24 protein-coding genes are annotated in these 23,393 nt (G+C 65.9%); 15 read left to right on the top strand and 9 right to left on the bottom strand.

The window, feature by feature from the left end; all coding sequences use genetic code 11:
• Positions 1-26: 26 nt before the first annotated feature.
• Both cobS and AC1ROK_RS19910 read right to left on the bottom strand, forming a co-directional pair.
• Positions 27-1,004 (bottom strand): cobaltochelatase subunit CobS, encoded by a 978-nt coding sequence (gene cobS / locus AC1ROK_RS19915; protein ID WP_492850125.1) that lies wholly within the window; start codon positions 1,002-1,004, stop codon positions 27-29.
• A gap of 222 nt (positions 1,005-1,226) precedes the next feature.
• Positions 1,227-1,868 (bottom strand): J domain-containing protein, encoded by a 642-nt coding sequence (locus AC1ROK_RS19910; RefSeq protein ID WP_492850123.1) that lies wholly within the window; start codon positions 1,866-1,868, stop codon positions 1,227-1,229.
• 51 nt (positions 1,869-1,919) lie between these two features.
• On the opposite strand from AC1ROK_RS19910, the gene AC1ROK_RS19905 reads away from it, so the two are divergent.
• The 3 genes from AC1ROK_RS19905 to AC1ROK_RS19895 all read left to right on the top strand — a co-directional run bounded on the left by AC1ROK_RS19905 (position 1,920) and on the right by AC1ROK_RS19895 (position 4,500).
• A complete protein-coding gene (locus tag AC1ROK_RS19905) occupies positions 1,920-2,186 on the top strand; it encodes a BolA family protein (protein WP_492850122.1) in 267 nt (88 codons plus the stop codon).
• 175 nt (positions 2,187-2,361) lie between these two features.
• Positions 2,362-3,411 (top strand): OmpA family protein, encoded by a 1,050-nt coding sequence (locus AC1ROK_RS19900; RefSeq protein WP_492850121.1) that lies wholly within the window; start codon positions 2,362-2,364, stop codon positions 3,409-3,411.
• A 108-nt stretch (positions 3,412-3,519) separates the two neighbouring features.
• Positions 3,520-4,500, top strand: a complete 981-nt coding sequence (locus AC1ROK_RS19895) for an OmpA family protein (RefSeq protein ID WP_492850119.1) — start codon at positions 3,520-3,522, stop codon at positions 4,498-4,500.
• On the opposite strand, the gene AC1ROK_RS19890 is transcribed toward AC1ROK_RS19895, so the two are convergent.
• Positions 4,497-5,339, bottom strand: a complete 843-nt coding sequence (locus AC1ROK_RS19890) for a 5'-3' exonuclease (protein ID WP_492850117.1) — start codon at positions 5,337-5,339, stop codon at positions 4,497-4,499. The genes AC1ROK_RS19895 and AC1ROK_RS19890 overlap by 4 nt on opposite strands.
• A 221-nt stretch (positions 5,340-5,560) precedes the next feature.
• On the opposite strand from AC1ROK_RS19890, the gene AC1ROK_RS19885 reads away from it, so the two are divergent.
• A complete protein-coding gene (locus AC1ROK_RS19885) occupies positions 5,561-7,072 on the top strand; it encodes an FAD-dependent monooxygenase (protein ID WP_492850115.1) in 1,512 nt (503 codons plus the stop codon).
• Here the strand turns inward: AC1ROK_RS19885 and aroB are convergent.
• Positions 7,056-8,174 (bottom strand): 3-dehydroquinate synthase, encoded by a 1,119-nt coding sequence (gene aroB / locus AC1ROK_RS19880; protein WP_492850113.1) that lies wholly within the window; start codon positions 8,172-8,174, stop codon positions 7,056-7,058. The genes AC1ROK_RS19885 and aroB overlap by 17 nt on opposite strands.
• Positions 8,167-8,760: a shikimate kinase gene (locus AC1ROK_RS19875; RefSeq protein ID WP_492850111.1), complete on the bottom strand. Its 594-nt coding sequence runs from the start codon at positions 8,758-8,760 to the stop codon at positions 8,167-8,169. The genes aroB and AC1ROK_RS19875 overlap by 8 nt, the downstream gene beginning before the upstream one ends.
• 145 nt (positions 8,761-8,905) lie before the next feature.
• On the opposite strand from AC1ROK_RS19875, the gene AC1ROK_RS19870 reads away from it, so the two are divergent.
• From AC1ROK_RS19870 to AC1ROK_RS19860, 3 genes are read left to right on the top strand one after another with little or no spacing between them, the layout of a single operon-like run.
• Positions 8,906-9,217, top strand: coding sequence for a hypothetical protein (locus AC1ROK_RS19870; RefSeq protein ID WP_492850109.1), 312 nt, complete (start codon positions 8,906-8,908; stop codon positions 9,215-9,217).
• The gene (locus AC1ROK_RS19865; RefSeq protein ID WP_492850107.1) at positions 9,214-10,125 is read left to right on the top strand and encodes a site-specific tyrosine recombinase XerD; all 912 of its coding nucleotides are present in this window, start codon (positions 9,214-9,216) and stop codon (positions 10,123-10,125) included. The genes AC1ROK_RS19870 and AC1ROK_RS19865 overlap by 4 nt, the downstream gene beginning before the upstream one ends.
• Before the next feature lie 15 nt (positions 10,126-10,140).
• Positions 10,141-10,713, top strand: coding sequence for a YdcF family protein (locus AC1ROK_RS19860; protein WP_492850105.1), 573 nt, complete (start codon positions 10,141-10,143; stop codon positions 10,711-10,713).
• Positions 10,714-10,716: 3 nt separating this feature from the next.
• On the opposite strand, the gene AC1ROK_RS19855 is transcribed toward AC1ROK_RS19860, so the two are convergent.
• Positions 10,717-11,088: a hypothetical protein gene (locus AC1ROK_RS19855; RefSeq protein ID WP_492850103.1), complete on the bottom strand. Its 372-nt coding sequence runs from the start codon at positions 11,086-11,088 to the stop codon at positions 10,717-10,719.
• 163 nt (positions 11,089-11,251) lie between these two features.
• Here AC1ROK_RS19855 and AC1ROK_RS19850 point away from each other — a divergent pair, with 163 nt between their 5' ends.
• The 5 genes from AC1ROK_RS19850 (at position 11,252) to AC1ROK_RS19830 (ending at position 15,971) form a co-directional block, all read left to right on the top strand.
• On the top strand, positions 11,252-12,211 hold the full coding sequence (locus AC1ROK_RS19850) for an acetyl-CoA carboxylase carboxyltransferase subunit alpha (protein WP_492850101.1): 960 nt from the start codon (positions 11,252-11,254) through the stop codon (positions 12,209-12,211).
• 126 nt (positions 12,212-12,337) lie between these two features.
• The gene (locus AC1ROK_RS19845; RefSeq protein ID WP_492850099.1) at positions 12,338-13,366 is read left to right on the top strand and encodes a L,D-transpeptidase family protein; all 1,029 of its coding nucleotides are present in this window, start codon (positions 12,338-12,340) and stop codon (positions 13,364-13,366) included.
• A 154-nt stretch (positions 13,367-13,520) separates the two neighbouring features.
• Positions 13,521-14,264, top strand: a complete 744-nt coding sequence (locus tag AC1ROK_RS19840; RefSeq protein ID WP_492850097.1) for a L,D-transpeptidase family protein — start codon at positions 13,521-13,523, stop codon at positions 14,262-14,264.
• Positions 14,237-14,842: a hypothetical protein gene (locus tag AC1ROK_RS19835; protein WP_492850095.1), complete on the top strand. Its 606-nt coding sequence runs from the start codon at positions 14,237-14,239 to the stop codon at positions 14,840-14,842. The genes AC1ROK_RS19840 and AC1ROK_RS19835 overlap by 28 nt, the downstream gene beginning before the upstream one ends.
• Positions 14,843-15,065: 223 nt before the next feature.
• A complete protein-coding gene (locus tag AC1ROK_RS19830) occupies positions 15,066-15,971 on the top strand; it encodes a DMT family transporter (protein WP_492850093.1) in 906 nt (301 codons plus the stop codon).
• Between the two features lie 174 nt (positions 15,972-16,145).
• Here AC1ROK_RS19830 and AC1ROK_RS19825 read toward each other — a convergent pair whose 3' ends face one another.
• Positions 16,146-17,096: an SRPBCC family protein gene (locus AC1ROK_RS19825; protein ID WP_492850091.1), complete on the bottom strand. Its 951-nt coding sequence runs from the start codon at positions 17,094-17,096 to the stop codon at positions 16,146-16,148.
• A gap of 23 nt (positions 17,097-17,119) precedes the next feature.
• Positions 17,120-17,368 carry a DUF1127 domain-containing protein gene (locus AC1ROK_RS19820; protein WP_492850089.1) on the bottom strand — a complete coding sequence of 83 codons (249 nt, stop codon included), beginning with the start codon at positions 17,366-17,368 and terminating at the stop codon, positions 17,120-17,122.
• A 101-nt stretch (positions 17,369-17,469) separates the two neighbouring features.
• Between AC1ROK_RS19820 and AC1ROK_RS19815 the strand changes: the two genes are divergently transcribed.
• Together AC1ROK_RS19815 and AC1ROK_RS19810 are read left to right on the top strand one after the other, a co-directional pair.
• On the top strand, positions 17,470-18,690 hold the full coding sequence (locus AC1ROK_RS19815) for a helix-turn-helix domain-containing protein (protein WP_492850087.1): 1,221 nt from the start codon (positions 17,470-17,472) through the stop codon (positions 18,688-18,690).
• 37 nt (positions 18,691-18,727) lie between these two features.
• Positions 18,728-19,372 carry a Vgb family protein gene (locus AC1ROK_RS19810; RefSeq protein WP_492850085.1) on the top strand — a complete coding sequence of 215 codons (645 nt, stop codon included), beginning with the start codon at positions 18,728-18,730 and terminating at the stop codon, positions 19,370-19,372.
• Positions 19,373-19,453: 81 nt separating this feature from the next.
• On the opposite strand, the gene secA is transcribed toward AC1ROK_RS19810, so the two are convergent.
• Complete coding sequence (gene secA, locus AC1ROK_RS19805) at positions 19,454-22,228, bottom strand: preprotein translocase subunit SecA (RefSeq protein ID WP_492850083.1); 2,775 nt, start codon at positions 22,226-22,228, stop codon at positions 19,454-19,456.
• Between the two features lie 202 nt (positions 22,229-22,430).
• Here secA and AC1ROK_RS19800 point away from each other — a divergent pair, with 202 nt between their 5' ends.
• The gene (locus AC1ROK_RS19800; RefSeq protein ID WP_492850081.1) at positions 22,431-23,372 is read left to right on the top strand and encodes a peptidylprolyl isomerase; all 942 of its coding nucleotides are present in this window, start codon (positions 22,431-22,433) and stop codon (positions 23,370-23,372) included.
• The last annotated feature ends 21 nt before the right edge of the window (positions 23,373-23,393 follow it).

The raw sequence follows: 23,393 nt of genomic DNA, 5'->3' as shown, positions 1-23,393 counted from the left end.
AGTCGGCAACTCTTCCCGCAAGCGCTTCAGGCAGTCACCGCCAGGTTGGCAGCCGATTCCGGCAGGTCTTCGCCGAACACGCGCTGGTAGAACTCGGCCACCACAGGGCGCTCGAGCTCGTCGCACTTGTTGAGGAAGGTCAGCCGGAAGGCGAAACCAACATCGCCGAAGATCTCGGCGTTCTCGGCCCAGGTGATCACCGTACGCGGGCTCATCACCGTCGACAGGTCGCCGTTGATGAAGGCCTGGCGGGTGAGGTCGGCCAGCCGGACCATGTTGTTGACGGTCTTCTTGCCCTTCTCGCCGGTATAGGTCTTGGCCTTGGCCAGGACGATCCCGACTTCCTTGTCGTGCGGCAGGTAGTTGAGCGTGGTGACGATCGACCAGCGGTCCATCTGGCCCTGGTTGATCTGCTGGGTGCCGTGATAGAGGCCGGAAGTATCGCCCAGACCAATGGTGTTGGTCGTCGCGAACAGCCGGAAGGCCGGGTGCGGGGTGATGACGCGGTTCTGGTCGAGCAGCGTCAGGCGGCCCTGGGTTTCCAGGACGCGCTGGATCACGAACATCACGTCCGGGCGGCCCGCATCGTATTCGTCGAAGACCAGCGCGATGTTGTTCTGCACGGCCCAGGGCAGGATGCCGTCACGGAACTCGGTGATCTGCTTGCCGTCCTTCAAAACGATGGCGTCCTTGCCGACCAGATCGATGCGCGACACGTGCGCGTCGAGGTTGACGCGGACCAGCGGCCAGTTCAGCCGCGCCGCGACCTGCTCGATATGGGTCGACTTGCCGGTGCCGTGGTAGCCCTGCACCATGACGCGGCGGTTGAAGGCGAAGCCCGCAAGGATGGCCAGGGTGGTGTTGCGGTCGAACAGATAGTCCGGATCCAGCGGCGGCACATGCGGATCGGTTTCCGCATAGCCCATGACCTTCATGTCGCTGTCGATGCCAAAGGTTTCGCGGACGGAATATTGCTTGTTCGGCAGATTGGAGAATTCAGGCATTTCACGAGGCTCGCGGAAGGAAATAGGTCAAGACGGCTGCCTTGGCGGTTGCCGGGCTCTATAGCAGCATCGGCTGCGGCGCGGTAGGGCCGCGCGACAATCGGGCGACAGTCGGGCGGGGGCCCCATTGTGCCGGGCCGGCGGGCACTTGCCGGCATCCATTGGCGGCGCAAATACCGCCATAACAAAGATTCATCCGACCGAAGTCGTCGGACATCGGTTTCAGCGCCCGACGAAGCCCTTGGACTTGAGGTGGGAGTAGGCGGCGATGATGGCGCGCAGCCGGTCCTCGGAACTCTTGTCGCCACCATTGGCATCGGGATGGTGTACTTTCACCAGCGCCTTGTACGCAGCCTTGATCTGCTCGGCCTTGGCGTAGCCCTTGAAGCCCAAGGTCTCGAGCGAGCGGCGGTCCTGCTCGTGCAGCGGCTTCACCCGCTCTTCGGCCGGAGCGCGCTGCTGGTGCCGAGCATAGCGGGCAAACACCCCGAACGGGTCGTTGACGCGTTTTGCGGTCGGGTCGCGCGGGGCGCCGCGCGGCATGCGCGGACCAGTGCCGGCGCCCGGCTTGGCGCCGAACCCCCAGCTCGGGCGGCCGTCGGTTTCCTTCTCGGCGTGCAGGTGGTTCTCCATCTCCTCGGGCTTCATGCCGGCGAAGAAGTTGAACACCTGATTATAGTGGCGCACGTGCTCGAGGCAGAAATGGTGGTACTGGCCGATAGCCCGGTTGCCCTTGGGCGCCTTGTAGAGCCCAGGCTGGTCGCAGCCCTCCCATCCGCAGGCCGGCACTTCGGGCTGCGCTTCGGGTTCCGGGTGCCGAGATCGGATCCGGATGCGGTCAAAATACTTGGAATCCAGCTTCATCAATCCTAGTTACGGGGCCTCGGCCACGCCTCAAACTGAACCGGTATCCATATGTCCGTTCGAGACACGATTGCAGAAAAACTTTCGGTCAAATTCACGCCGACCCATCTTGAAGTGATCGACGAGAGCGAGAAACATAGGGGGCACGGTGGTTATCGCGAGGGCGGCGAGACGCATTTCCGCGTCCGGATCGCCTCTCCCTTGTTCACAGGCCAGTCACGCCTCGCACAACATCGTGCCGTGATGGAGGCGCTCGAGGCCGAACTGAAAGCCGGTGTCCATGCGTTGGCCGTCGAGGTGGTCGCCCCCACAGCCTGATCGTTCCTGATCGGATTGGATGCGGCACATATGGGAGCCGCGACGGCTTGCTGCAACCGGTGCGCCGCTTTGCGGCCAAAGCCGGGCGAAGCCATGGCAGGCTGCCGCTTTGTCTCCGAACTATCGCCCAAGGCGTTGCCTAGCACTCATGTCTGCAGACAGACTGGAGGGCGACATGTCCACTTTGAAGACGGCGGTCCTCGCGACCGCCTTTGCGCTATGCGCAGTGCCGGGTGCCTTGGCGGCGGGCAGCAACTTGCAGCTGATCATCGGCGGTGAGGCCTATGATGGGCCGCCGAAGTTCGAGGTGACGTTCGACGGCAAGGTGCTGGGCGAGGGAGCGGTGAACGCTGCCATCGATACCGCCACCGCCGGACGCTTCGCCGATGCCACCGACAAGACCCCGTATGTGCAGAGTTTCGCGTTCGATATCCCCGAGGATTTGTTCAAACCGGGCGGCGAGGTCCGGGTGCGGCTGGTCAACGAGGCCTATGGCGGCGACGGCTCGAACCGCGACCGCAACCTCTATCTCGCCGCCGTGGCGGTGAATGGCCGCGCTGTAACGGTATCGGGGCTCTCGACGCAGGGCACGTCGGCCAATACCGAGAATGAACTGCTGGGCGAGTTCCTGGTGTTGAAGGACGGTAATGTCGAGGGCGTGTCGCGCGCCCCGACCGGGGGGTGGCCGTTGCCCGACGCCACTATTGCCGTGGTACAGCCGGCGGCGGAGCCGGTGACGACGGAGGTCGCGGCGGTCGCTGAGGAGCCGGCGGCGGCTCCGGCCGTGAAGGCGCCTGCGGCGGTGACGGCGCTGAAGCTGCCCGAGGCAAGCGAGGGTGACAAACCAGTGGCAACCGCGAGCCTCGCCTCATCGGCGCCGGCCACGGCCAGCGCGGGCTGCAACCGCGACGAGCTCTATAACGTCGTCGGCTTCAACGAGAGTTCAAACGACCTGACCCCCAAGCTGATGGAGCGGCTCGACCAGATCGTCGCCGATATCGGCGAGCAGAAGTGCAAGGTGCTGGTCACCGGCTATTCGAGCCGTGCCGGCAACCACGCCACCAACGCACTGTTCGCCATCGAGCGGGCGCAGAACGTGCTCGCCTACCTCAAGCAGGCCGGGCTGAAGTTCGAGAAGGTCTCGGCCACCGGCGCCGGCGCCACCGAACAGTTCGGCGACACGTTCTACGCCAACCGCCGGGTGGTGATCTCGGTCGCGCCCTGATCGGAGTGGGCATGCCGCAAGGACCGGGTCCGGACGCCTGACACGCTGTTGTCGTGCTCTGCTGTATGCGCAATAGTATCGGTGCGGCGTACAGACAGGAGGGCGCGGATGCGTCTGGGTGGTATTTGTCTGCTTGCAGCCGTGCTGGGCGGTGGTGGTGTCGCGTCAGCCGATGAAGTCGCTTTGCGACTGGTCGGCGAGGCTGGTCCGCTGGGCCCGCCGGCATATGTGGTGACTGTTGACGGCATGCTCATCGGTACCGGCACGCTGCGGGCGCCTGACGGTGCAGCGCCGCGCGAGCGTACCGACCTGAACGCCATCGCGTCTGATCGGACCTTCACGATCCCAGATGGACTGCTGCGGGCTGGCTCGGTGGTCAAGGTCTATCTGATCAACGACTCCACGGATGATACGGGCGCCGACACGACGCTCTACATTCTGGGTGTGTCGATCGACGGCGTTGTCGCCGACGTGGCCGCGGCGACGATTGCCACCGCCGACGGGGAAGCCAAGGAAATCTACATGACCGCGGACGGCGCCCTGATTTTGGCCTGGAATGCGGCCGCGAGCTTCCCCGCTCCCGATGGCGGTTGGCTTGCCGGCGGCGTCACCGAGGCAGAGGCGACGACATCGACTGCTCTGGCCCCGGCCGAGCAGGAGGCACCGGCTGCGGAAGAGGCGCCGCCGGCCGCTGCAGCATCGCCGGTGGCGGAGGCGCCGCCGGTTGAGGAAACAGCGGCAGCCGACGTGCCGCCCGAGCCCACCTGTGCGACAGATGCAACGATCGTCCTGACGGACTTCGCCAACGGCGAAGCTGACGTAACCGAGAAGACGGCGCAGGAGCTCATCGGCTTCTTCAAGGATGTCTCGGTCGATAACTGCAAGCTCAGCGTGGCGGGATATTCCAGCCCCGGAGGCGAGCCAGAGATCAATCTTGCGGTATCGCAGGCGCGGGCTGACGCGGTGCTCGAGTTCGTCAAGGGCAGGAAACTGAGCTTCAGCTCCGAAGAGTCGGTGGGCCGCGGTGAGACCACCGAGTTTGGCGAAGCCGGCGCCAATCGGCGCGTCGTGGTGACCGTCGGGCCCTAGGTCCGGTCGGCGAGCTGCTGCAGCCGGTCGGCGAGGTTGTTCAGTTCCCAGTCGCGGGCGAGGGCTGCGGCCGCGCCCCAGGTCGGCTTGGCGTCCGGGATCGGTGGCAGCGGCGCATCCGTTACCATGGTGGCGATGCGCTTATAGAGCCGGAGGTCGTCGGCCTGGGTGGGGAAGCGGTTGTCGGCGATCATCGCTTCGAGGTCCGGATAGCGCTGCAGCAGGCTCGCCGCGGTCGCCTCGCCGACGCCCTTGGCGCCGGGAATCTTGTCGGAGGGGTCACCGCGCAGCGCGATGAAATCGGGCACCTGGCGGGGCTCCACCTTGTAGCGCTCACGCACCCCGGCGGGGTCGATGCGGGCGATCTCACCGCCTTTGATCGGCGCGAGGATGGTGGTTCGGTCCGAGGCCAGCTGGTAGGCGTCGCGATCACTGGTGGCGACCAGCGCGGTGCCGCCGGCCTGCTCCTCCATCGCCACGGCGGTGGCGAGGAAATCATCGGCCTCGAAGCGTCCGGCCTTGCCGAAGACGAAGCCGCAGGCGGTGACGATCTGAGGCAACACCTCGAGCTGCTCGACGATCTCGTCCTCGAAGATGCGGCCGCCCTGATAGGGGGCAAATTCCAGCGCCCGCCAGTTGGGTTCGGCCAGCGTATCCCAGCCGACCACCACGGCGCGAGGCTGCTCGGCCTCGTGAAGCCGGATCAGGTAGTTGGTGAAACCGACAATGGCGCCGCCGCCGCGATCTCCCTTGCGGCGCACCGTCTTGGGCAGTGCGTGGTAGGCGCGGTGGGCGAACGAGTCACCGTCGATGACGAGCAGCGGGCGGCGATCGGACATGGTTTCCCCCTCGGCGGTGCTTTGACGCGGCAGGCACGAATCGGCGCCCCGCGCCGCGCGCGTTCAGGTGGGCAGAATACATGTCGGGGAGGGGTGGCGAAGCGCGATCTCGGCGCGATTCCTCTGCCGCCCATACTGATATGTAACGCACGAGGGGCTTGCTTCAAGACCCCGGCCATCCCGTAAAAGGCGTGTCCTCGTCCCTCAGAACGGAGACAAAGATGCGCAAGTCCGAACATCAGGTGGTCATCGCCGGCGGCGGCCCGACCGGGCTGATGCTGGCCGGAGAGCTGGCGCTCGCCGGCGTCGACGTGGCGATCGTCGAGCGACGCTCCAGCCAGGAGGTTGTCGGCTCACGCGCCGGCGGGCTCCACCCGCGCACCCTCGAAATCTTCGAGCAGCGCGGCATTGCCGACCGTTTTCTCGCCGAGGGGCAGGTGGCGCAGGCGGTGGGGTTTGCCGGCGTACGGCTCGACCTCGGTGGCTTCCCGACGCGCTACCCCTACACCCTGGGCCTGTGGCAGAACCACGTCGAGCGGATCCTCGGCGGCTGGGTCGACGCGTTCGGCGTGCTGATCTATCGCGGCATCGAGGTGACCGGCCTCGCGCAGGACGAGGCCGGTGTCGACGTCAGGCTCAGCGACGGCGGCCTGCTGCGGGCGCAGTATCTCGTCGGCTGCGACGGCGGGCGCAGCCTTGTCCGCAAGGCAGCCGGGATCGCCTTCCCCGGCTCGGCCCCCACCACCAGCAACCTGATCGCCGAAGCGGAGCTGGCAGAGGAACCAGCGGAATTGGGCATTCGCCGGGATGCCACGGGAATCCACTCGATCGGCCGGGCCGAATACGAAATCCGCGATGGCCAGATCATCTTCGCCAGAAGCGGTCCCGTCCGCGTGCTGGTGACCGAGCGGGAGGTGGGCAAGACCGGCGAGCCGACGCTAGCCGAGGTGCAGGAGGCGCTGATCGGCGTCTACGGCACCGACTACGGGATCCACAGCCCGACCGCGATCACCCGCTTCACCGACGCGGCGCGGCAGGCGGCGACCTATCGTCAGGGGCGGGTGCTGGTGGCGGGCGACGCGGCGCATATCCACCCGCCCGATGGCGGCATGGGCTTGCAGACCGGCGTACAGGACGCGGTGAACCTCGGCTGGAAGCTGGCGCAGGTGATCAAGGAGACATCGCCCGAGAGCCTGCTCGACAGCTACCATGCCGAACGGCACCCGGTCGGCGCCAAGGTGCTGCGCTACACCATGGCCGCGGTGGCGCTACGGCGTGAGGATGACCGCACAAGAGCGCTGCGCGAGACCATGGTGGAGTTGCTGGAGATGGAGGGGCCGCGCCGGCGTGTGGCCGCCGACCTGACCGGGCTCGGGATCCGCTACGATCTCGGCGAGGGGCATCCGCTGCTCGGGCGCCGTATGCCCGATCTCGATCTTGCCACGGCCAACGGCCCGAAGAGGGCCTCCGCACTGCTGCACGCGGCGCGGCCGGTGCTGCTCAACCTCAGCACACCGGGCGCCCTCGACATCTCGCGGTGGGCGGATCGCGTGCAACTGGTCGATGCGGCGTATGACGGTAGGTGGGAGCTGCCGGGCCTCGGAGTGGTCAGTGCACCTGAAGCCGTGCTGATCCGCCCCGACGGCTATGTGGCGTGGGTCGGAGACGCCGCCGGGCAGGGGCTGGCCGAAGCGCTGGCCACCTGGTTCGGGCCGCCTATCGAGCCGTCCTGACCTCTTCGAGATAGGCGTGCACGGCGGCCGGGTCGACATTCTTCTCGATGAAGGCCCGGCCGATGCCGTGGGTCAGGATGAAGGTGAGGGCGCCACGCACCACCTTCTTGTCCTGGGCGATGGCGTTCATCAGGTAGTCGGTGTCAGGCAGTTCGCCAGGAATATCGTTGATGTGCGTTGGCAGGCCGGCGGCGCTCAGGTGCTGGGCGATGCGGCCGGTATCCTGGCTGGGGGCGAGGCCGAGCCTCGCCGAAAAGCCATGCGCCAGCACCATGCCGATGGCGACGCCCTCGCCATGCAGCAGCCGATCGGAATAGCCGGTGGCCGATTCGAGCGCGTGGCCGAAGGTGTGGCCGAGATTGAGCAGGGCGCGGACCCCGGTCTCCTTCTCGTCGGCGAGCACGAAACGGGTCTTGGCGGCGCAACAGCGCGCCACCATTTCCGCGCGCAGCGCGGCGTTGCCGGCAAAGATCTCGCGGCGGTTGTCCTCGAGCCAGAAATAGAACGGCTCGTCGTCGATCAGCCCGTACTTCACCACTTCGGCATAGCCGGCGGCGAGCTGCCGTCGCGGCAAAGTGTCGAGCGCATCGAGGTCGGCCAGCACCAGTTTAGGCTGGTGAAAGGCGCCGATCAGATTCTTGCCATGTGGCGAGTTGATGCCGGTCTTGCCGCCGACGGAACTATCGACCTGCGCCAGAAGCGAGGTCGGCACCTGCACGAAATCCATGCCGCGCCGGGCGATCGCCGCCGCGAAGCCGGCGAGATCGCCGATGACGCCGCCACCCAGCGCGATGATCAGGTCGCCGCGCTCCAGCCGCGCTGCAAGGATCGCCTCGACCACTTCGCCCAGCCGGGCGAAGGACTTGGTGCTTTCGCCGTTGGGCAGCACTACGGTGGCGTAGCTGACTTCGGCTGCGTCGAGCGAGGCGGTGAGCCGCGGCAACTGGGCGATGGCGACTTCGGTGTCGGTGACGATGCCGAAGCGGCGGCCGGGAAACCTGGCCTTGAGCAGGGCGCCGGCGTTGTCGATCAGGCCGTTGCCGATCAGGATGTCGTAGGCGCGTTCGCCCAGCGGCACGTGGACGGTGGTCGGCTCAGTCATTGGGCGTCTCGTTGCTCAGGTGCGCCAGTACGGCGTCGATCACTTCGCTTGCCACCTGGTCCTGTGGCACGTCGCGCGAGACGATAGTGACGTCGGCTTCGGCATAGACCGGATAGCGCACCTCGATCAGCTTCTGCAGCGTTTCGCGCGGATTGGCGGTTTTCAGCAGCGGCCGGTTGGAGCGGCGCGAGACGCGCTGGAACAGCAACTCGAAATCGGCCTTGATCCACACGGAGATCGCCGCTTCCTTCACCAGTGCCCGCGTTTCGGGGTTGATGAAGGCGCCGCCGCCGGTGCCGAGCACGATGTTGCGATCCTTCAGCAGCCGGGCGATCACCTTCACTTCCCCGGCGCGGAAATCGGCCTCGCCATGAGTGCGGAAGATGTCTTCGATGGTCATGCCGGCAGCCTTCTCCACCTCCTCGTCGCTGTCGACGAAGTGGCGGCCGAGGCGGGCAGCAAGGCGGCGGCCGACTGTGGTCTTGCCGGCGCCCATCATGCCGATCAAGACGATCGGGCGGTGCCCGAGGAGCCGCTGCAGATCCTCGCGCCGGTCGTCGCGGGTGGTCGTGCCGTCGCGTGACATCGCATTTCCCTGTTCGCGCGGTTTGAACCGTTAGGGCGGCATAAAGTCAATGCCCGCTATGGTCGGACGACTATGGTTAGCGCACCCTTGATCGCATCCGGCAAACAGGGGAGACTGGTCCGTAGCGTGACAAAAGCGGATTGCCATGCCGACTCTCATTCGTCTGATCGTCATCCTGCTGGTCCTGGTCGGGCTCGGCTTTGGGGCCATGGTCGCGCTGGTCGCCATCGTCCAGCCACGCGACAAGGAGGTGACCATCCGCATCCCGGCCCGCGATCTGGTGCCCTCGGCACAGCGTGATCCGCTGGTGCGGCGTGAGATCAATACCACGCGTCAGCCTGAAGCCCCGGCTGCGACACCGCCCGCCACCGAAGAGCCGGCCCTGTCGGTGGAGCCTGCCACTGACGCTCCGGCCGAAGACGGCGAAGTGGTGACGCGGCAGCAGGGGGTCGAATGAGCAGCGGCCACCTGGTCGATGCGTTCCTCGAGATGATGAGCGCCGAGCGCGGCGCGGCCAAGAACACCATCGACGCCTATCGCCGCGACCTTGGCGACTATTGCGGGTTCCTGGCGCGCCGCGGCACCGGACCGACTGCGGCCGGGCGCGAACAGGTGACGGAATACCTCGCCTTCCTCGACGCCGAGGGGATCGCTGCCTCGTCGAGTGCGCGAAAGCTCTCGGCGATCCGGCAGTTCCACAAGTTCCTTGCCGCCGATGCGGTGCGTGGCGACGATCCGACGCGAATCATCGCTTCACCCAAGGCGCGCCGAAGCCTGCCCAAGGTGCTGTCGATCGCCGAGATCGACCGGCTGCTGAGCATGGCAGAAGCCGAAATCGAGGCGCCCGACGCGAGCGACGCCAAGCGCGCCATGGCTGGGCGGCTCTACCTGCTGCTCGAGCTGCTGTATGCCACCGGCATGCGCGTCTCGGAGCTGGTGGAGCTGAAGCGGGCCGCGGTGATGCGCGATGCCAGCTTTCTCACCGTGCGTGGCAAGGGCGGCAAGGAGCGGATCGTACCGCTCACCGACCGGGCGCGCGATGCGGTGAAAGCCTATCTGACGCGGCTCGAGCCCGGCGCGTGGCTGTTTCCGGCCGGCGGCGAGAGCGGGCATCTCAGCCGGCAGGTATTTGCGCGTGAGCTCAAGGGACTGGCCGGGCGAGCGGGGATTTCCACGGCCCGCGTCTCACCGCACGTGCTGCGCCACGCCTTTGCCAGCCATTTGCTGGCAGGCGGTGCCGACCTCAGGGTGGTGCAGACGCTGCTCGGGCACTCCGACATCTCGACCACCCAGATCTATACCCACGTGCTGGATGAGAAGCTGAAGTCGCTGGTCGAAGCACACCATCCGCTGGCGGAGGGTTGAGAGCTGCGGTTTGTAGTGCGTGCTCTCGGCTTCGTCTCGGTGGCGCTCGTGCTGCTGGCGGCGTGGGTTGCCTTCGACATCTGGAACTACGACACACACAGTGACACCGGGACCGCCGATGCGGCACTGGTGCTCGGCGCCGCGGTAGCGGGGGATCGGCCGACGCCGGTGTTCGAGGAGCGGCTCAGGTATGCCGTTGAGCTCTATCGGGCGGGGAAGGTACGAGCGCTTGTCATGACCGGTGGCAAGAACCCGTACGATGCAGTCGGTGAGGCCGAGGCTGGCCGCGTGTGGGCGTTGGCTGCCGGCGTTCCGGCGGAAGCGATCCTGGTCGAAACACAGTCGCGGACCACCAAGCAGAACATCGACTTCGCCGCGCCGATTCTTGCCCAGCATCAGTTGGCAAGGGTCCTGGTGGTAAGCGATCCGCTGCATCTCAGGCGCGCCGTCACGATGGCGCGGGATCTGGGGATAGATGCGTCGCCAGCGGCAACGCCGACGACCCGCTACCAGACGCTGGGCACGCAGTTGCCGATGCTGGCGCGCGAGGTGTGGTTTACCTTGGTCTACCGGATTACTGGCCAGTAGGCTTCAGGAGCGTTTGTGGGTGAGGCCGTCGAGCCGGTCGAGCAAGCCATCGAGCGCTTCGAGCACATCGCTGAGGAGCATCGGTTTGGGCGGTGCAGCAGGGACATCCATCCAGGTGGCGCGCAATTCGGTGAGCCGCTCCTTGCGGCGACGGCGCGCCGCCTTGGCGTCGGCGAGGGTGCGGCGGGTCGCCTGATCGGTGGCGTCCAGCGTGAACAGTTTTTCGCAATGCGGACACCAGGCGCCGCCGTCGGGGCGTATCAGCTTGGCGTTTTCGAGGAACTGGCCGCTGCAATGCGGGCAGCCGACGCTTACCAGGGCATAGGTCGTCATGGTCGAAGGGTGGTTCCGGTCGTTCCGCTCCAGCGTTGTCATGAATGCGTCATGCATTGGTTAACGGGGCATGACAGAGCGGTGGAATGGCGGCCTGCAGCTTCACCAAGTCGAGGCACGGCGCTTGACTCAACCGGGTCGCATCGCCACTTTCCGGCCACTTTGGGGCGCGAGTTGACGCCCTGTCCCTTATCTGGCGGGTTGGATGCAGTCCTATCTCGATTTCGAAAAGCCGGTCGCCGATCTCGAAGGCAAGATCGCCGAGCTCAAATCCCTCGCCACGTCCGATCAGGCCGTGTCCATCGATGAAGAGGTGACCCGCCTGTCGGCCCGTGCCGACGAGGCGCTGGTCGATATCTACAAGAAGCTGACGCCCTGGCAGAAGACCCAGGTGGCGCGCCACCCGCAGCGCCCGCACTTTTCCGACTACATCAAGTCGCTGATATCAGAGTGGACGCCGCTCGCCGGTGACCGCAAATTCGCCGAAGACCCGGCGCTGCAGGCCGGCTTTGGCCGCTTCAACGGGCAGCCGGTGGCGATCCTGGGGCAGGAGAAGGGCTCCAACACCGAGAGCCGCCTGAAGCACAATTTCGGTATGGCGCGGCCTGAGGGCTACCGCAAGGCCGTGCGCATCATGGATATGGCCGACCGTTTCGACATCCCGCTGGTGTCGTTCGTCGATACCGCCGGCGCCTATCCGGGCATCGGCGCCGAAGAGCGCGGGCAGGCCGAGGCGATCGCGCGCTCGACCGAGCGCTGCCTCGAGCTTGGTATTCCCAACCTCGCCATCATCATCGGTGAGGGCGGGTCGGGCGGCGCTATCGCCATTGCCACGGCCAATCGCGTGCTGATGCTCGAGAACGCCATTTACTCGGTGATTTCGCCCGAGCCGGGCGCCGCGATCCTGTTCCGCGATGCGGCCCGTGCTCCCGACATGGCGGCGGCGCAGAAAATCACCGCGCCCGACTTGCTGGGGCTCGGGGTGATCGACGGGATCATCCCGGAGCCGGCCGGTGGCGCGCACCGCCATCACGCAGAGGTGATGGCCTCGACGGCCAAGGCGATCACCCAGTTCCTGACCGACTTCCCGGGCACACGGGGACGACTGGAGGTCCGGGAACACAGGCGTGACAAATTCCTCGCCATCGGCACCAATTTGGGTTGATCGGCGCCGAAGCAGCGGGCATGAAGCCAATGGTAAACGGGCCGTTAACCATGCCGGCTTACCACATGGTAACCGTCCGCTCGTAACCCGATTGTTCGGGCAGACAAGCATTCTCGGGTAGCTGACTTGGGCAGAACGCTCCGTTCCATCCTTCTCGTTGGCGCCGCCGTCAGCGTGGCCGCGCTGCTGGCTGGTTGCGGCGGACTGAAGCCGGGCAATGCCAAGGCGATGGCGCCCTTGAAGCAGGAAACCGTCAGCAAGCTGGCGAGCCTAGGCTCGTCGCCGGGCGCCGCGATGATGGTCCGCATCTTCAAGGAAAGCTCGGAGCTCGAGGTCTGGAAGCAGACGGCCAACGGCAGCTACAAACTGTTCAAAAGCTATGAGATCTGCGCCTGGTCAGGTGTGCTCGGCCCCAAGATCAAGGAAGGCGACCGCCAGTCGCCCGAGGGCTTCTACACGGTCACCCCCGGCCTGATGAACCCGAACTCGAACTACTACCTCGCCTTCAACACCGGCTTTCCCAACAAGTTCGACCGCGCCTACGGGCGCACCGGTTCGGACCTGATGGTGCATGGCGATTGCTCGTCGCGCGGCTGCTATTCGATGACCGACGAGTCGATCGCCGAGATCTACGCGCTGGCACGCGAGAGCTTCAAAGGCGGCAACGCCTCGTTCCAGCTGCAGATCTATCCGTTCCGCATGTCGGCGCAGAACCTTGCCAAGCATGCCGACAACCCGAACATGAGCTTCTGGAAGGATATCAAGGAAGGCTACGATCGCTTCGAGATCTCGAAGGCGCCGGTCTCCTGGGATGTCTGCAACAAGGAATACGTGTTCGACGTGCCGGGCGGCACGGCGCTCGACGCGCTGGGCAGTTGCCCGGTGACGGTGGCGCAGAACGTGCCTGAGACCGTAAAGGCCAAGGCCGCCGCCGACGAGGCGGCGATGGCGCAGGAAGTCGCCAACCTCGCGGACAAGGCCGCCAAAGCAGCGGCCGAAGCCCAGAAGGCGGCCGACGAGAAGGCCGCGGCGAAGGCGCGTGGCGAGGCGATCGGCAGCTTCTTCGGCGGCATGTTTGGCGGCGGCGGCGAGGCCGGGGTGATCGACCCGAGCAAGGTGGCGCCCATTCCGTTGCCGCGCCTGCATCGAGCCTAGAACAGGAGCGCGCTTCGTTGAATCGCCCTCCCGTTCAAGCCTGTTTCGTGGTCGCGAGATCGAACCGGAAAGGTCTGCAACCTTTCCTGATCTCGCTCTAGACGGTCACCTTGCGATGCGGTCCCGTCGCTCCCATCTTGGCATGGCCATCGCGATGGGGGTTCTGCTCTTCGCAGGCGTGCTGGTTGGGCGCTTCCTGCTCACCGAACGAACGGGAGATCGCGACATCGCCACCGAGCGCGTCTATGACCGCACACAGTTCGTTGCCGAGCTGACGGCCGCCGGGTTTTCGCTCGGCGACAGGGCGCATGTCCGCATCTTCAAGCGCGAGCACAAGCTGGAGCTGTGGCTGCAGCGCGCCGACGGGCGCTATGCGCTGTTCCGCGACTACGACATCTGCAAATTCTCGGGCGATCTCGGGCCCAAGCTCAAGGAAGGCGACAAGCAGTCACCGGAGGGCTTCTACCGGGTGGCGCAGAGCCAGCTGAACCCCAACTCGCGCCATCATCTGAGCTTCAACCTCGGCTTCCCCAACGCCTTCGACCGGCAGCTGGGCCGCACCGGCTCGGCCCTGATGGTGCATGGCGGCTGCTCCTCGATCGGCTGCTACGCCATTACCGATGCCGGCGTCGACGAGGTCTATGCGGTGGTCGAAGCTGCGCTGAACGATGGTCAGGACGCCATCGACGTGCATGTCTTCCCGTTCCGCATGACGGCCATGGCGCTGGCCGCCGAGGGTGGTAACACCTGGGCGCCGTTCTGGCGTAATCTCAAGGCCGGCTACGACCTGTTCGAGGCGGCGGGCACCCCGCCCAAGGTTGCAGCCTGCCGGGGCGAGTATCGCTTCGGCGCAGACGCGGAGGGGCCGGAATGCGCCGTTATCGCCGCCTGGTCCTGATCGACCGGCTGATCCCATTTCTCGCCGCCATCGTCGGCTTGGTGGCGCTGGCCGGGGCTGTCGCCGTGCAGCTCAATACCGACGCCAAGACCAAGGCGGTGACCGAGGCGGTAGTGGCTTTGCGCAGCTCGGTGGATGAGCTCGCCAAGAGTGCTCAGGCTGCTGCGGCACCTGTCGACGACGGCACTGCTGCAGGCCTGCTGGCGCTGCAGGACCGAATGGTGAAGCTCGAGGGCGAGTGGACGGCGCAACAGGCTGCTGCCGCAGCAGCCCCGGCCGCTCTGCCGGGTGCGGCGGACACCGGCACGGCGACCGCCGAAGTCGACCCGAGCCTTCCCACCACCGATTGCATCCCGCTCGGCACCCGCTTCATGGTGACGCCGGGCGAGAGCTACCCGATCTGTCAGTCGAAGGCGGTGGTGAAGACTGGCCTGATCACTGCCGACACGGTCACCATCGATGGCGTCGGCCAGGTGGTGGAGACCGGCTTCGGCACTATTGCGGGCACCAGTTGCTCGGTGATGGTGTTCTCGGCCGACGAAGCCGGCTTTGCCGAAATGCGGGTGACCTGCACCTGACCTTCCCCTCACCCGCCCTTCGGGCACCCTCTCCCTCAAGGGGAGAGGGACGATGTGGCACCGACCTTGCCTCTGCCCTCCCTCGCCCCTTGAGGTCAGCGGACGAGGGCGAAGCCCTCGCCGCGGGGTGGCGCCCAGCGCCGGGTGAGGGGAAGTTTAACTTCCATCGGCATCTGATAGACCTAACTCCGGGCGTTCGCCCTGCTCTCCATCCGAGTCCGCCGTGTCCTCATCTGCCGCCACCTCCGCGCATCAGTCGGCCTCGCTCAAGGGCATGGCGCTGGGCATTTTCGCCTACACACTGTTCTCGGTGCACGATGCGCTGGTGAAGGGGGTGATCCATGCGCTGCCGGTGGTGCAGATCCTGTTCGTGCGTAGCCTCGTCATCGCCATCATCTGCCTCGTCATCGGCAGGCGGAAGCTGGTGCTGGAACTGATCCAGTCGGGCAACAAGCCGATGCTGCTGCTGCGCGCCATCCTGACTCTGGCGGCCTGGTGCATGTACTACTCGGCCGGGCGGGAGCTGCAGCTCGCCGAGATGACGACGCTTTACTATTTCGCGCCGGTGCTGACGATCATCCTGGCGGTGATCTTCCTCAAGGAGCAACTGACCCTGGCGCGGGTCGGGGCCTCGGCCATCGGCTTTTTCGGCGTACTGATCGCCTGCAATCCGGCCGGGCTGACGTTCGGCATTCCGGCGCTGATGGTGCTGGGAGCGGCGTTCTTCTGGTCGGTGGCGATGATCCTGATGCGCACCATCTCGAAATCCGAGAGCTCGCTGGTGCTGATCTTCTCGCTCAACCTGTTCTACACGCTGGTGATGGGGTTGGCCTCGATCCCGTTCTGGACCGGCATGGACCCGCTTGAGATCGCCATCGTGGTCGCCATCGGCATCGTCGGCGGCACGGCGCAGTATGTGCTGGTGGAAGCCGCGAGGCTGGTGCCGGCGAGTGTGCTCGGCACGGTGGAGTATTTCGCGCTGATCTGGAGCTTCGTCTTCGGCTTCCTGTTCTGGGGCGAACAGCCGGCTGAAGTGGTGTTCCTCGGCGCCGCGCTGGTGATCGCCGCGGGGCTGGTGCTCGCCTGGAGCGAGCGGCGGCCGCGGCGACCGGTGGTAGATGCGCCGTAGTTCGCTACAGGATAGGACTGCACGGATCTTTGTATCCCACTCGGTGTCATCCCCGCGAAGGCGGGGATCCATCTCACGCCCCGCGCGAGGGGAGAGTTGGGTCCCAGCTTTCGCTGGGATGACAGCCGGTGGGGAAGGTGAGCCTGAGGTTCAGCCCGCCCGTTAACTACTTTCTCAGACCGCCGGTGCTGCCAGTTCGATCAGCTCGGTCTTGCCGCTCTGGATCAGCTGCTTGAGGCTGCCCTGGATCAGCGAGGTCCAGGCGTCCGAGCAGGTGTCGTAGCACTCGACGGCCGGGGCGATGCCTTCATGGGTGAAGACCACCTCGGTCTTGCCGTCCTTGCTGCCGATGTCGAAGATGATGGTGGTGCCGACCCACTCGGTCTTGTCCGCGACAAAGCTCAACGTGCCCTCGACCACCTGCCAGGCGACCCGCTTGTTGGGGACCAGCTCGGTCACGACCTGCTTCGAATAGTGGAAGTCCTGGTAGCGGTAGCTGAACACGTCGCCGAGCTTCCTGGTGCCCCCCTCGAACTCGCCGCTCCACCAGGAGCGTGGATCGATGATGGCGGCGAAGGCCGCTTCGGGGCTCTGGTCTACCGTAAACGCGGTCGTGAAGCTGTCATTGGTCATGGTGTGGTTTCCTCGATTGACGATGCTGGGGGCATTGGCCGTGATCGCCGCGCCGACATTGGGCTGGCCGCTGCCTGAGGTGATGAGGTTCTTCAGGCTGCCGCGGATATAGGTGCCCCAGGCGTCGTGGCAGACGTCGTAGCACTCGTGGTCGGGCAGCAGACCGATATGGGTGAAGGTCAGCCGGGCGCCCTCTCCGACCGGCTCGATAGCGAAGTCGATAGTGGTGCCGACCCACTCGGTCTTGTCGGCGATGAAGCTGAAATCGTTGTCCAGCACCCGCCAGGCGACGTGCTTGCCCGGCACGGACTCGATCACCTTGAGGGTGCAGCGGTGGAGCTCGGGGGCGTGGTAGTGCCAAACGTCGCCGATGGCGCCAGTCTTGCCTTCGACATCGCTCGACCACCAGCCGCGCACGTTGTTGATGGCGGCGAAGACAGCCTCGGGGCTCTCTTTGACGGTGATCGAGGTGGTGTAGTTCTTGTCGGTCATTACAGTTCTCCTGGTGAGTTGGGTCAGCCGGCATTTCGCTGGTGGATGCGGGCCCAGAGGCGACGGGCGTCGCCGTCGAGGGCGTCCTCGACATCGGTGCGCTCGAGACCGATATCGGCGAGCTGGAAGGCGTCGAGGGTAGCGAGCTTGAGGATGGTGTTGCGGCGGGCTCGCCAGGTGGCGAGGCGGACGGCCAGTTTGAGAAGGCCACCGATGACGCTGACTTGGCGGGACTTGTCTGCCGCGATTTCATAGAGTTCGAGGGTGGTCATGACTGATCTCCCGGTGTTGGAGGGGTTGCGTTCCTCGTCGGTGAACGGAACCTAGGCGCGGCGGAGATCGGGGTGAGAGTGACAAGTGTGACGGGATTTGAATGGACTCGCTGATCACCGCCGCAGCGCGGGCGCTCGGGGCCGGAGATCCGCTTGGCGCGCTGAAGCGCGTGGCGCTGCGCGACGACGCGCCGGCGCTGGCGTTGCGCGGTATCGCCATGGCGCAGCTGGGCGATCTCGATCGGGCCAAGGCGCTGCTCAAGGCGGCCGGCAAGGCGTTTCATGCCCGTGAGGCAGTGGCGCGGGCGCGCTGCGTGGTGGCCGAGGCGGAGATCGCGCTGGTGTCGCGCGACCTCTCCTGGCAACCCGAAGCGCTGGAAACAGCGCAGCGCGTGCTGGAGGCGCAGGGCGACCGCGCCAACGCCGCCCATGCCGCCAATCTCGCGGCGCGCCGGCTGCTGCTGATCGGGCGGGTGGACGAGGCCGAGCGAATTCTCGCACGACAGGACTTGTCGCAACTGCCGCCGTCGAGCGTTGCGGTGCACCAACTGGTGACCGCCGGCATCGCCGTGCGGCGGGTCCAGACCGGGCCGGCGCGCCTGGCATTCGAGCGAGCGCTGGCGGCGGCGCGACAAGCTGGCATCCATTCGCTGGCGGCCGAGATCGAGGCCGATGCCGGGGTACTGAACGAGCCGGCAGCGCGGCTGATTGGCAGCGGCGGCGAGCGGGCCCTTACTCTGGCCGGCGTCGAGCAGGTGCTGGCGTCGGGCGCCCTGGTGGTCGACGCGACCCGCAACGTGGTCCGACAGGCGGGGGCCGTCGTTCACCTGGCGACGCGTCCGGTGCTGTTTGCGCTGCTGCGCGCGCTGGCTGCGGCGTGGCCCAAAGACGTGTCGCGAGCCCGGCTGGTCGCCGAGGCGTTCCGCGGCAAGGAGGCGGACGAATCGCACCGGGCCCGGCTGCGGGTGGAAATGGGGCGGTTGCGCTCCGAGTTGGTCGGGATCGCCGAGATCAACGCCACGATGGCCGGTTTCACGCTGGCCCCCGTCGCAGCGCGCGAGGTTGTGGTGCTGGCGCCGCCGGTGGAAGATCAGCATGCCGGGGTGTTGGCGCTCTTGGCGGACGGCGAGGCGTGGGCGAGTTCGGCGCTCGCCCTGGCGCTCGGCACCAGCCCGCGCACCGTGCAGCGGGCGCTGGAGCAGCTGGCTGAGGCCGGCAAGGTGCAGTCGTTCGGTCGCGGGCGGGCGCTGCGCTGGATCACTGCGCCGGTGCCGGGTTTCCCGACGGCTTTGTTACTCCCGGGTCCGCTGCCGGGCGACTAGAGGTTCAGGCGACACAGTTCAGCGAGAGGTCAGTCCGATGAAGCATGCGCATGCCGAGATTGTTCGCGAGTATGGCCCGTTCCCCGGGGTAGACTCGGTGGCAGGCGTCACTTTCGACGGCACCAATGTGTGGTTCGCCTCGGGCGACCGGATCAATGCCTTCGATCCCGAGAGCGGCGAAGCGGTGCGCAGCATCGATGTCGCGGCGCATGCCGGCACCACGTTCGACGGCGAGCACCTCTACCAACTGGCCGAAGACGTGATCCAGAAGATCGATCCGCGCAGCGGGCAGGTGGTCAAGACCATTCCGTCGCCCGGCGGCGGCTCCGGTCTCGCCTGGGCCGAGGGCTCGCTCTGGGTCGGGCAGTATCGCGGCAAGCAGATCCTTGAGGTCGATCCCGAGACCGGCGCCGTACTCCGCGCCATCAACTCCAACCGCTTCGTCACCGGGGTGACCTGGGTCGAGGGCGAACTCTGGCATGCGACGCTGGAGGATGGGCAGAGCGAGATCAGGCGCGTCGATCCGCAATCGGGCGAAGTGCTCGAACAGCTCGATATGCCGCCCGGCAAAGGCGTTTCCGGGCTCGAATCCGACGGGCGCGATCGGTTCTATTGCGGCGGCAATAACAGCAGCACAGTGCGGGCGGTGCGACGTCCGAAGCACGACGCAGCTGCGGTCTGACATTCAGGCGCTCCGAACCAAAAAGGAACCGGCCGGTCCCGTGGCGGAACCGGCCGGTTGGGGTATCAGGGCTGTGACGTGTCAGAAGGCGCCGTGGCAGTGCTTGAATTTCTTGCCCGAGCCGCAGGGGCAGGGGGCATTGCGCGACACGCCTACCAGCAGCTTGGGGTCGATGGGCCTGAGCGCCGGATCCGCCTCGATCACGTCGGCACCGGCGGCAGCGCCTGCGGCGGCAAAGGCCGCCAGCGACGGAGCGGGCCCGAGCGCGCGGGGCATAGTGCCGGTGATGTCGTCCTCGGCGTCGTTCTCGCCGGTGGTCGGGTCGATGTGGATTTCGTCCAGCCCGTCGAAATTCGGCATTGGGGGAGTGGGCTGGCGCATCTGGATTTCGACGTGGCTGAGCTGGGTGGTCACCAGCTCGCGCAGGCTCGCCAGCAACTGCTCGAACAGCTCGAAGGCTTCGCGCTTGTACTCGTTCAGCGGGTCGCGCTGGGCGAGACCACGCCAGCCGACCACCTTGCTGAGGTGGTCGAGGGTGACGAGGTGCTCGCGCCACAGCCCATCGATCGACTGCAAGAGGATCGATTTCTCGACCTGGCGCATGATGTCGGGCGAGTAGCGGGCCACCTTGGCCGCAGCGAACTCGTCGGCGATCTTGATGATGCGCTCACGCACGATTTCGACGTCGATGCCTTCCTCGTGCGTCCAGGCCTCAACCGGCAGGTCGACATTGAGGTAGGTCTTGCCGGCTGCGACCAGTTGCTCGACCTGCCATTGCTCAGGGTAGGAGCGCTCCGGGATGGCCTTCGAAATGATGTCGTCCACCACCTGGTGGCGCATCTCGTTGACGGTCTCGGCGACGTCCTCGCTATCCATCAGTTCGAGGCGTTCGGTGAAGATCGCCTTGCGCTGATCGTTCATCACGTCGTCGTACTTGAGGATGTTCTTGCGGATATCGAAGTTGCGCGCTTCGACGCGGGCCTGGGCCCGTTCGATGGCCTTGGTGACCCAGGGGTGGGTAATCGACTCGCCCTGTTCGAGCCCAAGCTTACTCAGCATCGAATCCATCGATTCGACCGGGAAGATGCGCATCAGATCATCCTGCAAGCTCAGGAAGAACTTCGAATGGCCCGGGTCGCCCTGGCGACCGGCGCGGCCGCGCAGCTGATTGTCGATGCGGCGGCTTTCATGCCGCTCGGTGCCGATGATGTAGAGGCCGCCGGCGGCCAGCACCTTGGCCTTGTCCTCGGCGATAGTGCGCTTGATCTCGGCGATCTTGGCCTCGCGCTCGGCGCCTTCGAGGCCCGCGGCTTCCTTCTCGATACGCATCTCGAGGTTGCCGCCGAGCTGGATGTCGGTGCCGCGGCCGGCCATGTTGGTGGCGATGGTGACGGCGCCGGAAACGCCGGCATCGGCGACGATCTGGGCTTCCTGCTCGTGGTGGCGGGCGTTCAGTACGGCGATGTCCTTGATGCCCTTGCCGCGGAGGATCTCCGCCAGCATCTCGGATTTCTCGATCGAGGTGGTGCCCACGAGGATCGGCTGGCCCCGGCCGCGCGCATCAACGATCAGGTTGGCGATCTCGTCGAACTTTTCCGCCGCGGTGCGGAAGATGGCGTCGTCCTCGTCCTTGCGCTTGACGGGGACATTGGTCGGGATCGAGGTGACGGTCAGGCCGTAGATGTCGCCGAACTCCTCGGCCTCGGTGGCTGCCGTACCGGTCATGCCGGCCAGCTTCTTGTAGAGGCGGAAGTAGTTCTGGAAGGTGATCGAGGCCAGCGTCTGGTTCTCGGCCTGGATCCTGACGTGTTCCTTGGCTTCCAGCGCCTGGTGCAGGCCTTCCGAGTAGCGGCGGCCCGGCATCATGCGGCCGGTGAACTCGTCGATGATCACCACTTCGTCGTTGCGGACGATGTAGTCCTTCTCGCGCTGGAACATCTTGTGGGCGCGCAGCGCCGAGTTGAGGTGGTGCACCAGCGCCACGTTCTCGATGTCGTAGAGGTTCTCGCCCTTGAGCTGGCCGTTCTCCACCAGAGCGGCCTCGAGCTTTTCGATGCCGGCGTCAGTGAAGGTGGCGGAGCGCTGCTTCTCGTCGATCTCGAAATCGCCCTCGCCGAGCAGCGGGATCAGCGTGTCGGCCATTTCGTAAAGCGATGAGCGGTCGGCCGAGGGGCCGGAAATGATCAGCGGGGTGCGCGCCTCGTCGATGAGGATCGAGTCCACTTCGTCGACGATGGCGTATTCGTGGCCGCGCTGCACCATCTGGTCGCGGCTGTATTTCATGTTGTCGCGCAGGTAGTCGAAGCCGAACTCGTTATTGGTGCCGTAGGTGATGTCGGCGGCGTAGCTGGCCTTGCGCTCGGCATCGTCGAGACCGTGAACGATAATGCCGGTGGTGAGCCCGAGGAAGCGGTAGATCTGGCCCATCCAGTTGAGGTCGCGGCGCACCAGGTAGTCGTTGACGGTGACGAGGTGCACGCCCTTGCCGGGCAGCGCGTTGAGGTAAACCGCCAGCGTCGCCACCAGGGTCTTGCCTTCACCGGTCTTCATTTCGGCGATGGAGCGGTTGTTGAGCACCATGCCGCCGATCAGCTGCACGTCGAAGTGGCGCATGCCGAGCACGCGCTTACTGGCTTCGCGAACGGTGGCGAAGGCGGGCTCGAGAATATCGTCGAGGCTCTTGCCGGCCGCGAGCTGGTCGCGGAACTCCTGGGTCTTGGCCTGCAGCTGCGCGTCGGTGAGCTTCTCGAACTCAGGCTCCAGCGCGTTGATCGCGGCGACCCTCGGGAGGTACTTCTTCACCTGCCGATCGTTCGCCGAACCGAAGATCGCCTTGGCGATTGCAGCCAGTACCATTCGTGTCGTCCTTTGATTGTTCAGGGCCGGGTGGCGCTAAGCGCTTCATCTCATCCGGCAGGCGGCGGGTCCTCACCCGTCAACACTCTTTGAAGTGGTGCGACATGTAAGAGCGGGTGTTTTGCTTGTCAACGGAACGCAAATGGGCCAAACCTCCCCGGCCGCGGGCCGGGGGCTCTGCGCCATCCGAGGAGAATTCCCAATGAATGTCCATGCCCCGCGGGGTTTCCATAAAGTTCTGAAGACCCTGGCCGGTGCCCTGCTGGTTGGCACGGCGCTCGGCTTCGCCCCCGTCGTCGCCCTCGCGCAGGACGCTGCCGCCCCGGCCGCAGCCGCTCCCGCAGCGCCGGAAACTGTGGTGGCGACCATCGGCGACCAGACGATTACCGAGGCAGATCTGGCGTTTGCCGCCGAAGACCTGCAGCAGGAACTGCAGCAGGTGCCGCCCGAGGAGCGCCGCGCTTTCCTCGTCACCGTGCTGATTGACATGAAAGTGATGGCCAAGGCGGCCAAAGCTGCCGGCATGGCCGATACCGACCTGTTCAAGCGCCGCCTGCAGTATCTCGAAGAGCGCTCGCTGCGCCGCGACTACTTCACCCAGAAGGTCGCCACGTCGGTGACCGAGGAATCGGTGAAGGCGGCCTACGACCAACTGGTGAAGGACTTCAAGCCGGTCGAAGAAGTGCACGCGCGCCACATCCTCGTCGCCACCGAAGAGGAGGCCAAGGCGGTCAAGGCCGAGCTCGATGGCGGCAAGCCGTTCGAAGTGCTGGCCATGGAAAAGACCACCGACCCGTCCGGCAAGCAGAACGGCGGCGATCTCGGCTTCTTTTCCAAAGGCATGATGGTGCCGGAGTTCGAGGCCGTGGCCTTCACGCTCGAGCCGGGCAAGATTTCCGATCCGGTGCAGAGCCAGTTCGGCTGGCACATCATCAAGGTTGAGGAGAAGCGCATGAGCTCGCCGCCGCCGATCGAGCAGGTGCAGCAGCAGCTCGGCCAGCAGGTGATGTTCAAGGCGTTCGACGAGTCGGTCGCGGCGCTGAAGAAGGACGCCAAGCTCGATATCCCCGACGAAGCGCTCGCCGCAGCGGTCAAGAAGCAGGCCGAACCGGCCGCCGAAGGCGCCGCCGGCACGGCGCCGTAAGTCTCGCGCCGCGAACCGCGA

This window comes from Devosia sp. GW821-FHT12F11 (genome assembly GCF_058806655.1).
This window is presented reverse-complemented; position numbering and strand designations above follow the sequence as displayed.

What these genes read in the sequence shown, in the direction of transcription:
- cobS (WP_492850125.1), bottom strand. Translation starts at nt 1,004, where the DNA reads ATGCCTGAATTCTCCAATCTGCCGAACAAGCAATATTCCGTCCGCGAA.
- AC1ROK_RS19910 (WP_492850123.1), bottom strand. Translation starts at nt 1,868, where the DNA reads ATGAAGCTGGATTCCAAGTATTTTGACCGCATCCGGATCCGATCTCGG.
- AC1ROK_RS19905 (WP_492850122.1), top strand. Translation starts at nt 1,920, where the DNA reads ATGTCCGTTCGAGACACGATTGCAGAAAAACTTTCGGTCAAATTCACG.
- AC1ROK_RS19900 (WP_492850121.1), top strand. Translation starts at nt 2,362, where the DNA reads ATGTCCACTTTGAAGACGGCGGTCCTCGCGACCGCCTTTGCGCTATGC.
- AC1ROK_RS19895 (WP_492850119.1), top strand. Translation starts at nt 3,520, where the DNA reads ATGCGTCTGGGTGGTATTTGTCTGCTTGCAGCCGTGCTGGGCGGTGGT.
- AC1ROK_RS19890 (WP_492850117.1), bottom strand. Translation starts at nt 5,339, where the DNA reads ATGTCCGATCGCCGCCCGCTGCTCGTCATCGACGGTGACTCGTTCGCC.
- AC1ROK_RS19885 (WP_492850115.1), top strand. Translation starts at nt 5,561, where the DNA reads ATGCGCAAGTCCGAACATCAGGTGGTCATCGCCGGCGGCGGCCCGACC.
- aroB (WP_492850113.1), bottom strand. Translation starts at nt 8,174, where the DNA reads ATGACTGAGCCGACCACCGTCCACGTGCCGCTGGGCGAACGCGCCTAC.
- AC1ROK_RS19875 (WP_492850111.1), bottom strand. Translation starts at nt 8,760, where the DNA reads ATGTCACGCGACGGCACGACCACCCGCGACGACCGGCGCGAGGATCTG.
- AC1ROK_RS19870 (WP_492850109.1), top strand. Translation starts at nt 8,906, where the DNA reads ATGCCGACTCTCATTCGTCTGATCGTCATCCTGCTGGTCCTGGTCGGG.
- AC1ROK_RS19865 (WP_492850107.1), top strand. Translation starts at nt 9,214, where the DNA reads ATGAGCAGCGGCCACCTGGTCGATGCGTTCCTCGAGATGATGAGCGCC.
- AC1ROK_RS19855 (WP_492850103.1), bottom strand. Translation starts at nt 11,088, where the DNA reads ATGACAACGCTGGAGCGGAACGACCGGAACCACCCTTCGACCATGACG.
- AC1ROK_RS19850 (WP_492850101.1), top strand. Translation starts at nt 11,252, where the DNA reads ATGCAGTCCTATCTCGATTTCGAAAAGCCGGTCGCCGATCTCGAAGGC.
- AC1ROK_RS19840 (WP_492850097.1), top strand. Translation starts at nt 13,521, where the DNA reads ATGGGGGTTCTGCTCTTCGCAGGCGTGCTGGTTGGGCGCTTCCTGCTC.
- AC1ROK_RS19835 (WP_492850095.1), top strand. Translation starts at nt 14,237, where the DNA reads ATGCGCCGTTATCGCCGCCTGGTCCTGATCGACCGGCTGATCCCATTT.
- AC1ROK_RS19825 (WP_492850091.1), bottom strand. Translation starts at nt 17,096, where the DNA reads ATGACCGACAAGAACTACACCACCTCGATCACCGTCAAAGAGAGCCCC.
- AC1ROK_RS19820 (WP_492850089.1), bottom strand. Translation starts at nt 17,368, where the DNA reads ATGACCACCCTCGAACTCTATGAAATCGCGGCAGACAAGTCCCGCCAA.
- AC1ROK_RS19815 (WP_492850087.1), top strand. Translation starts at nt 17,470, where the DNA reads ATGGACTCGCTGATCACCGCCGCAGCGCGGGCGCTCGGGGCCGGAGAT.
- AC1ROK_RS19810 (WP_492850085.1), top strand. Translation starts at nt 18,728, where the DNA reads ATGAAGCATGCGCATGCCGAGATTGTTCGCGAGTATGGCCCGTTCCCC.
- secA (WP_492850083.1), bottom strand. Translation starts at nt 22,228, where the DNA reads ATGGTACTGGCTGCAATCGCCAAGGCGATCTTCGGTTCGGCGAACGAT.
- AC1ROK_RS19800 (WP_492850081.1), top strand. Translation starts at nt 22,431, where the DNA reads ATGAATGTCCATGCCCCGCGGGGTTTCCATAAAGTTCTGAAGACCCTG.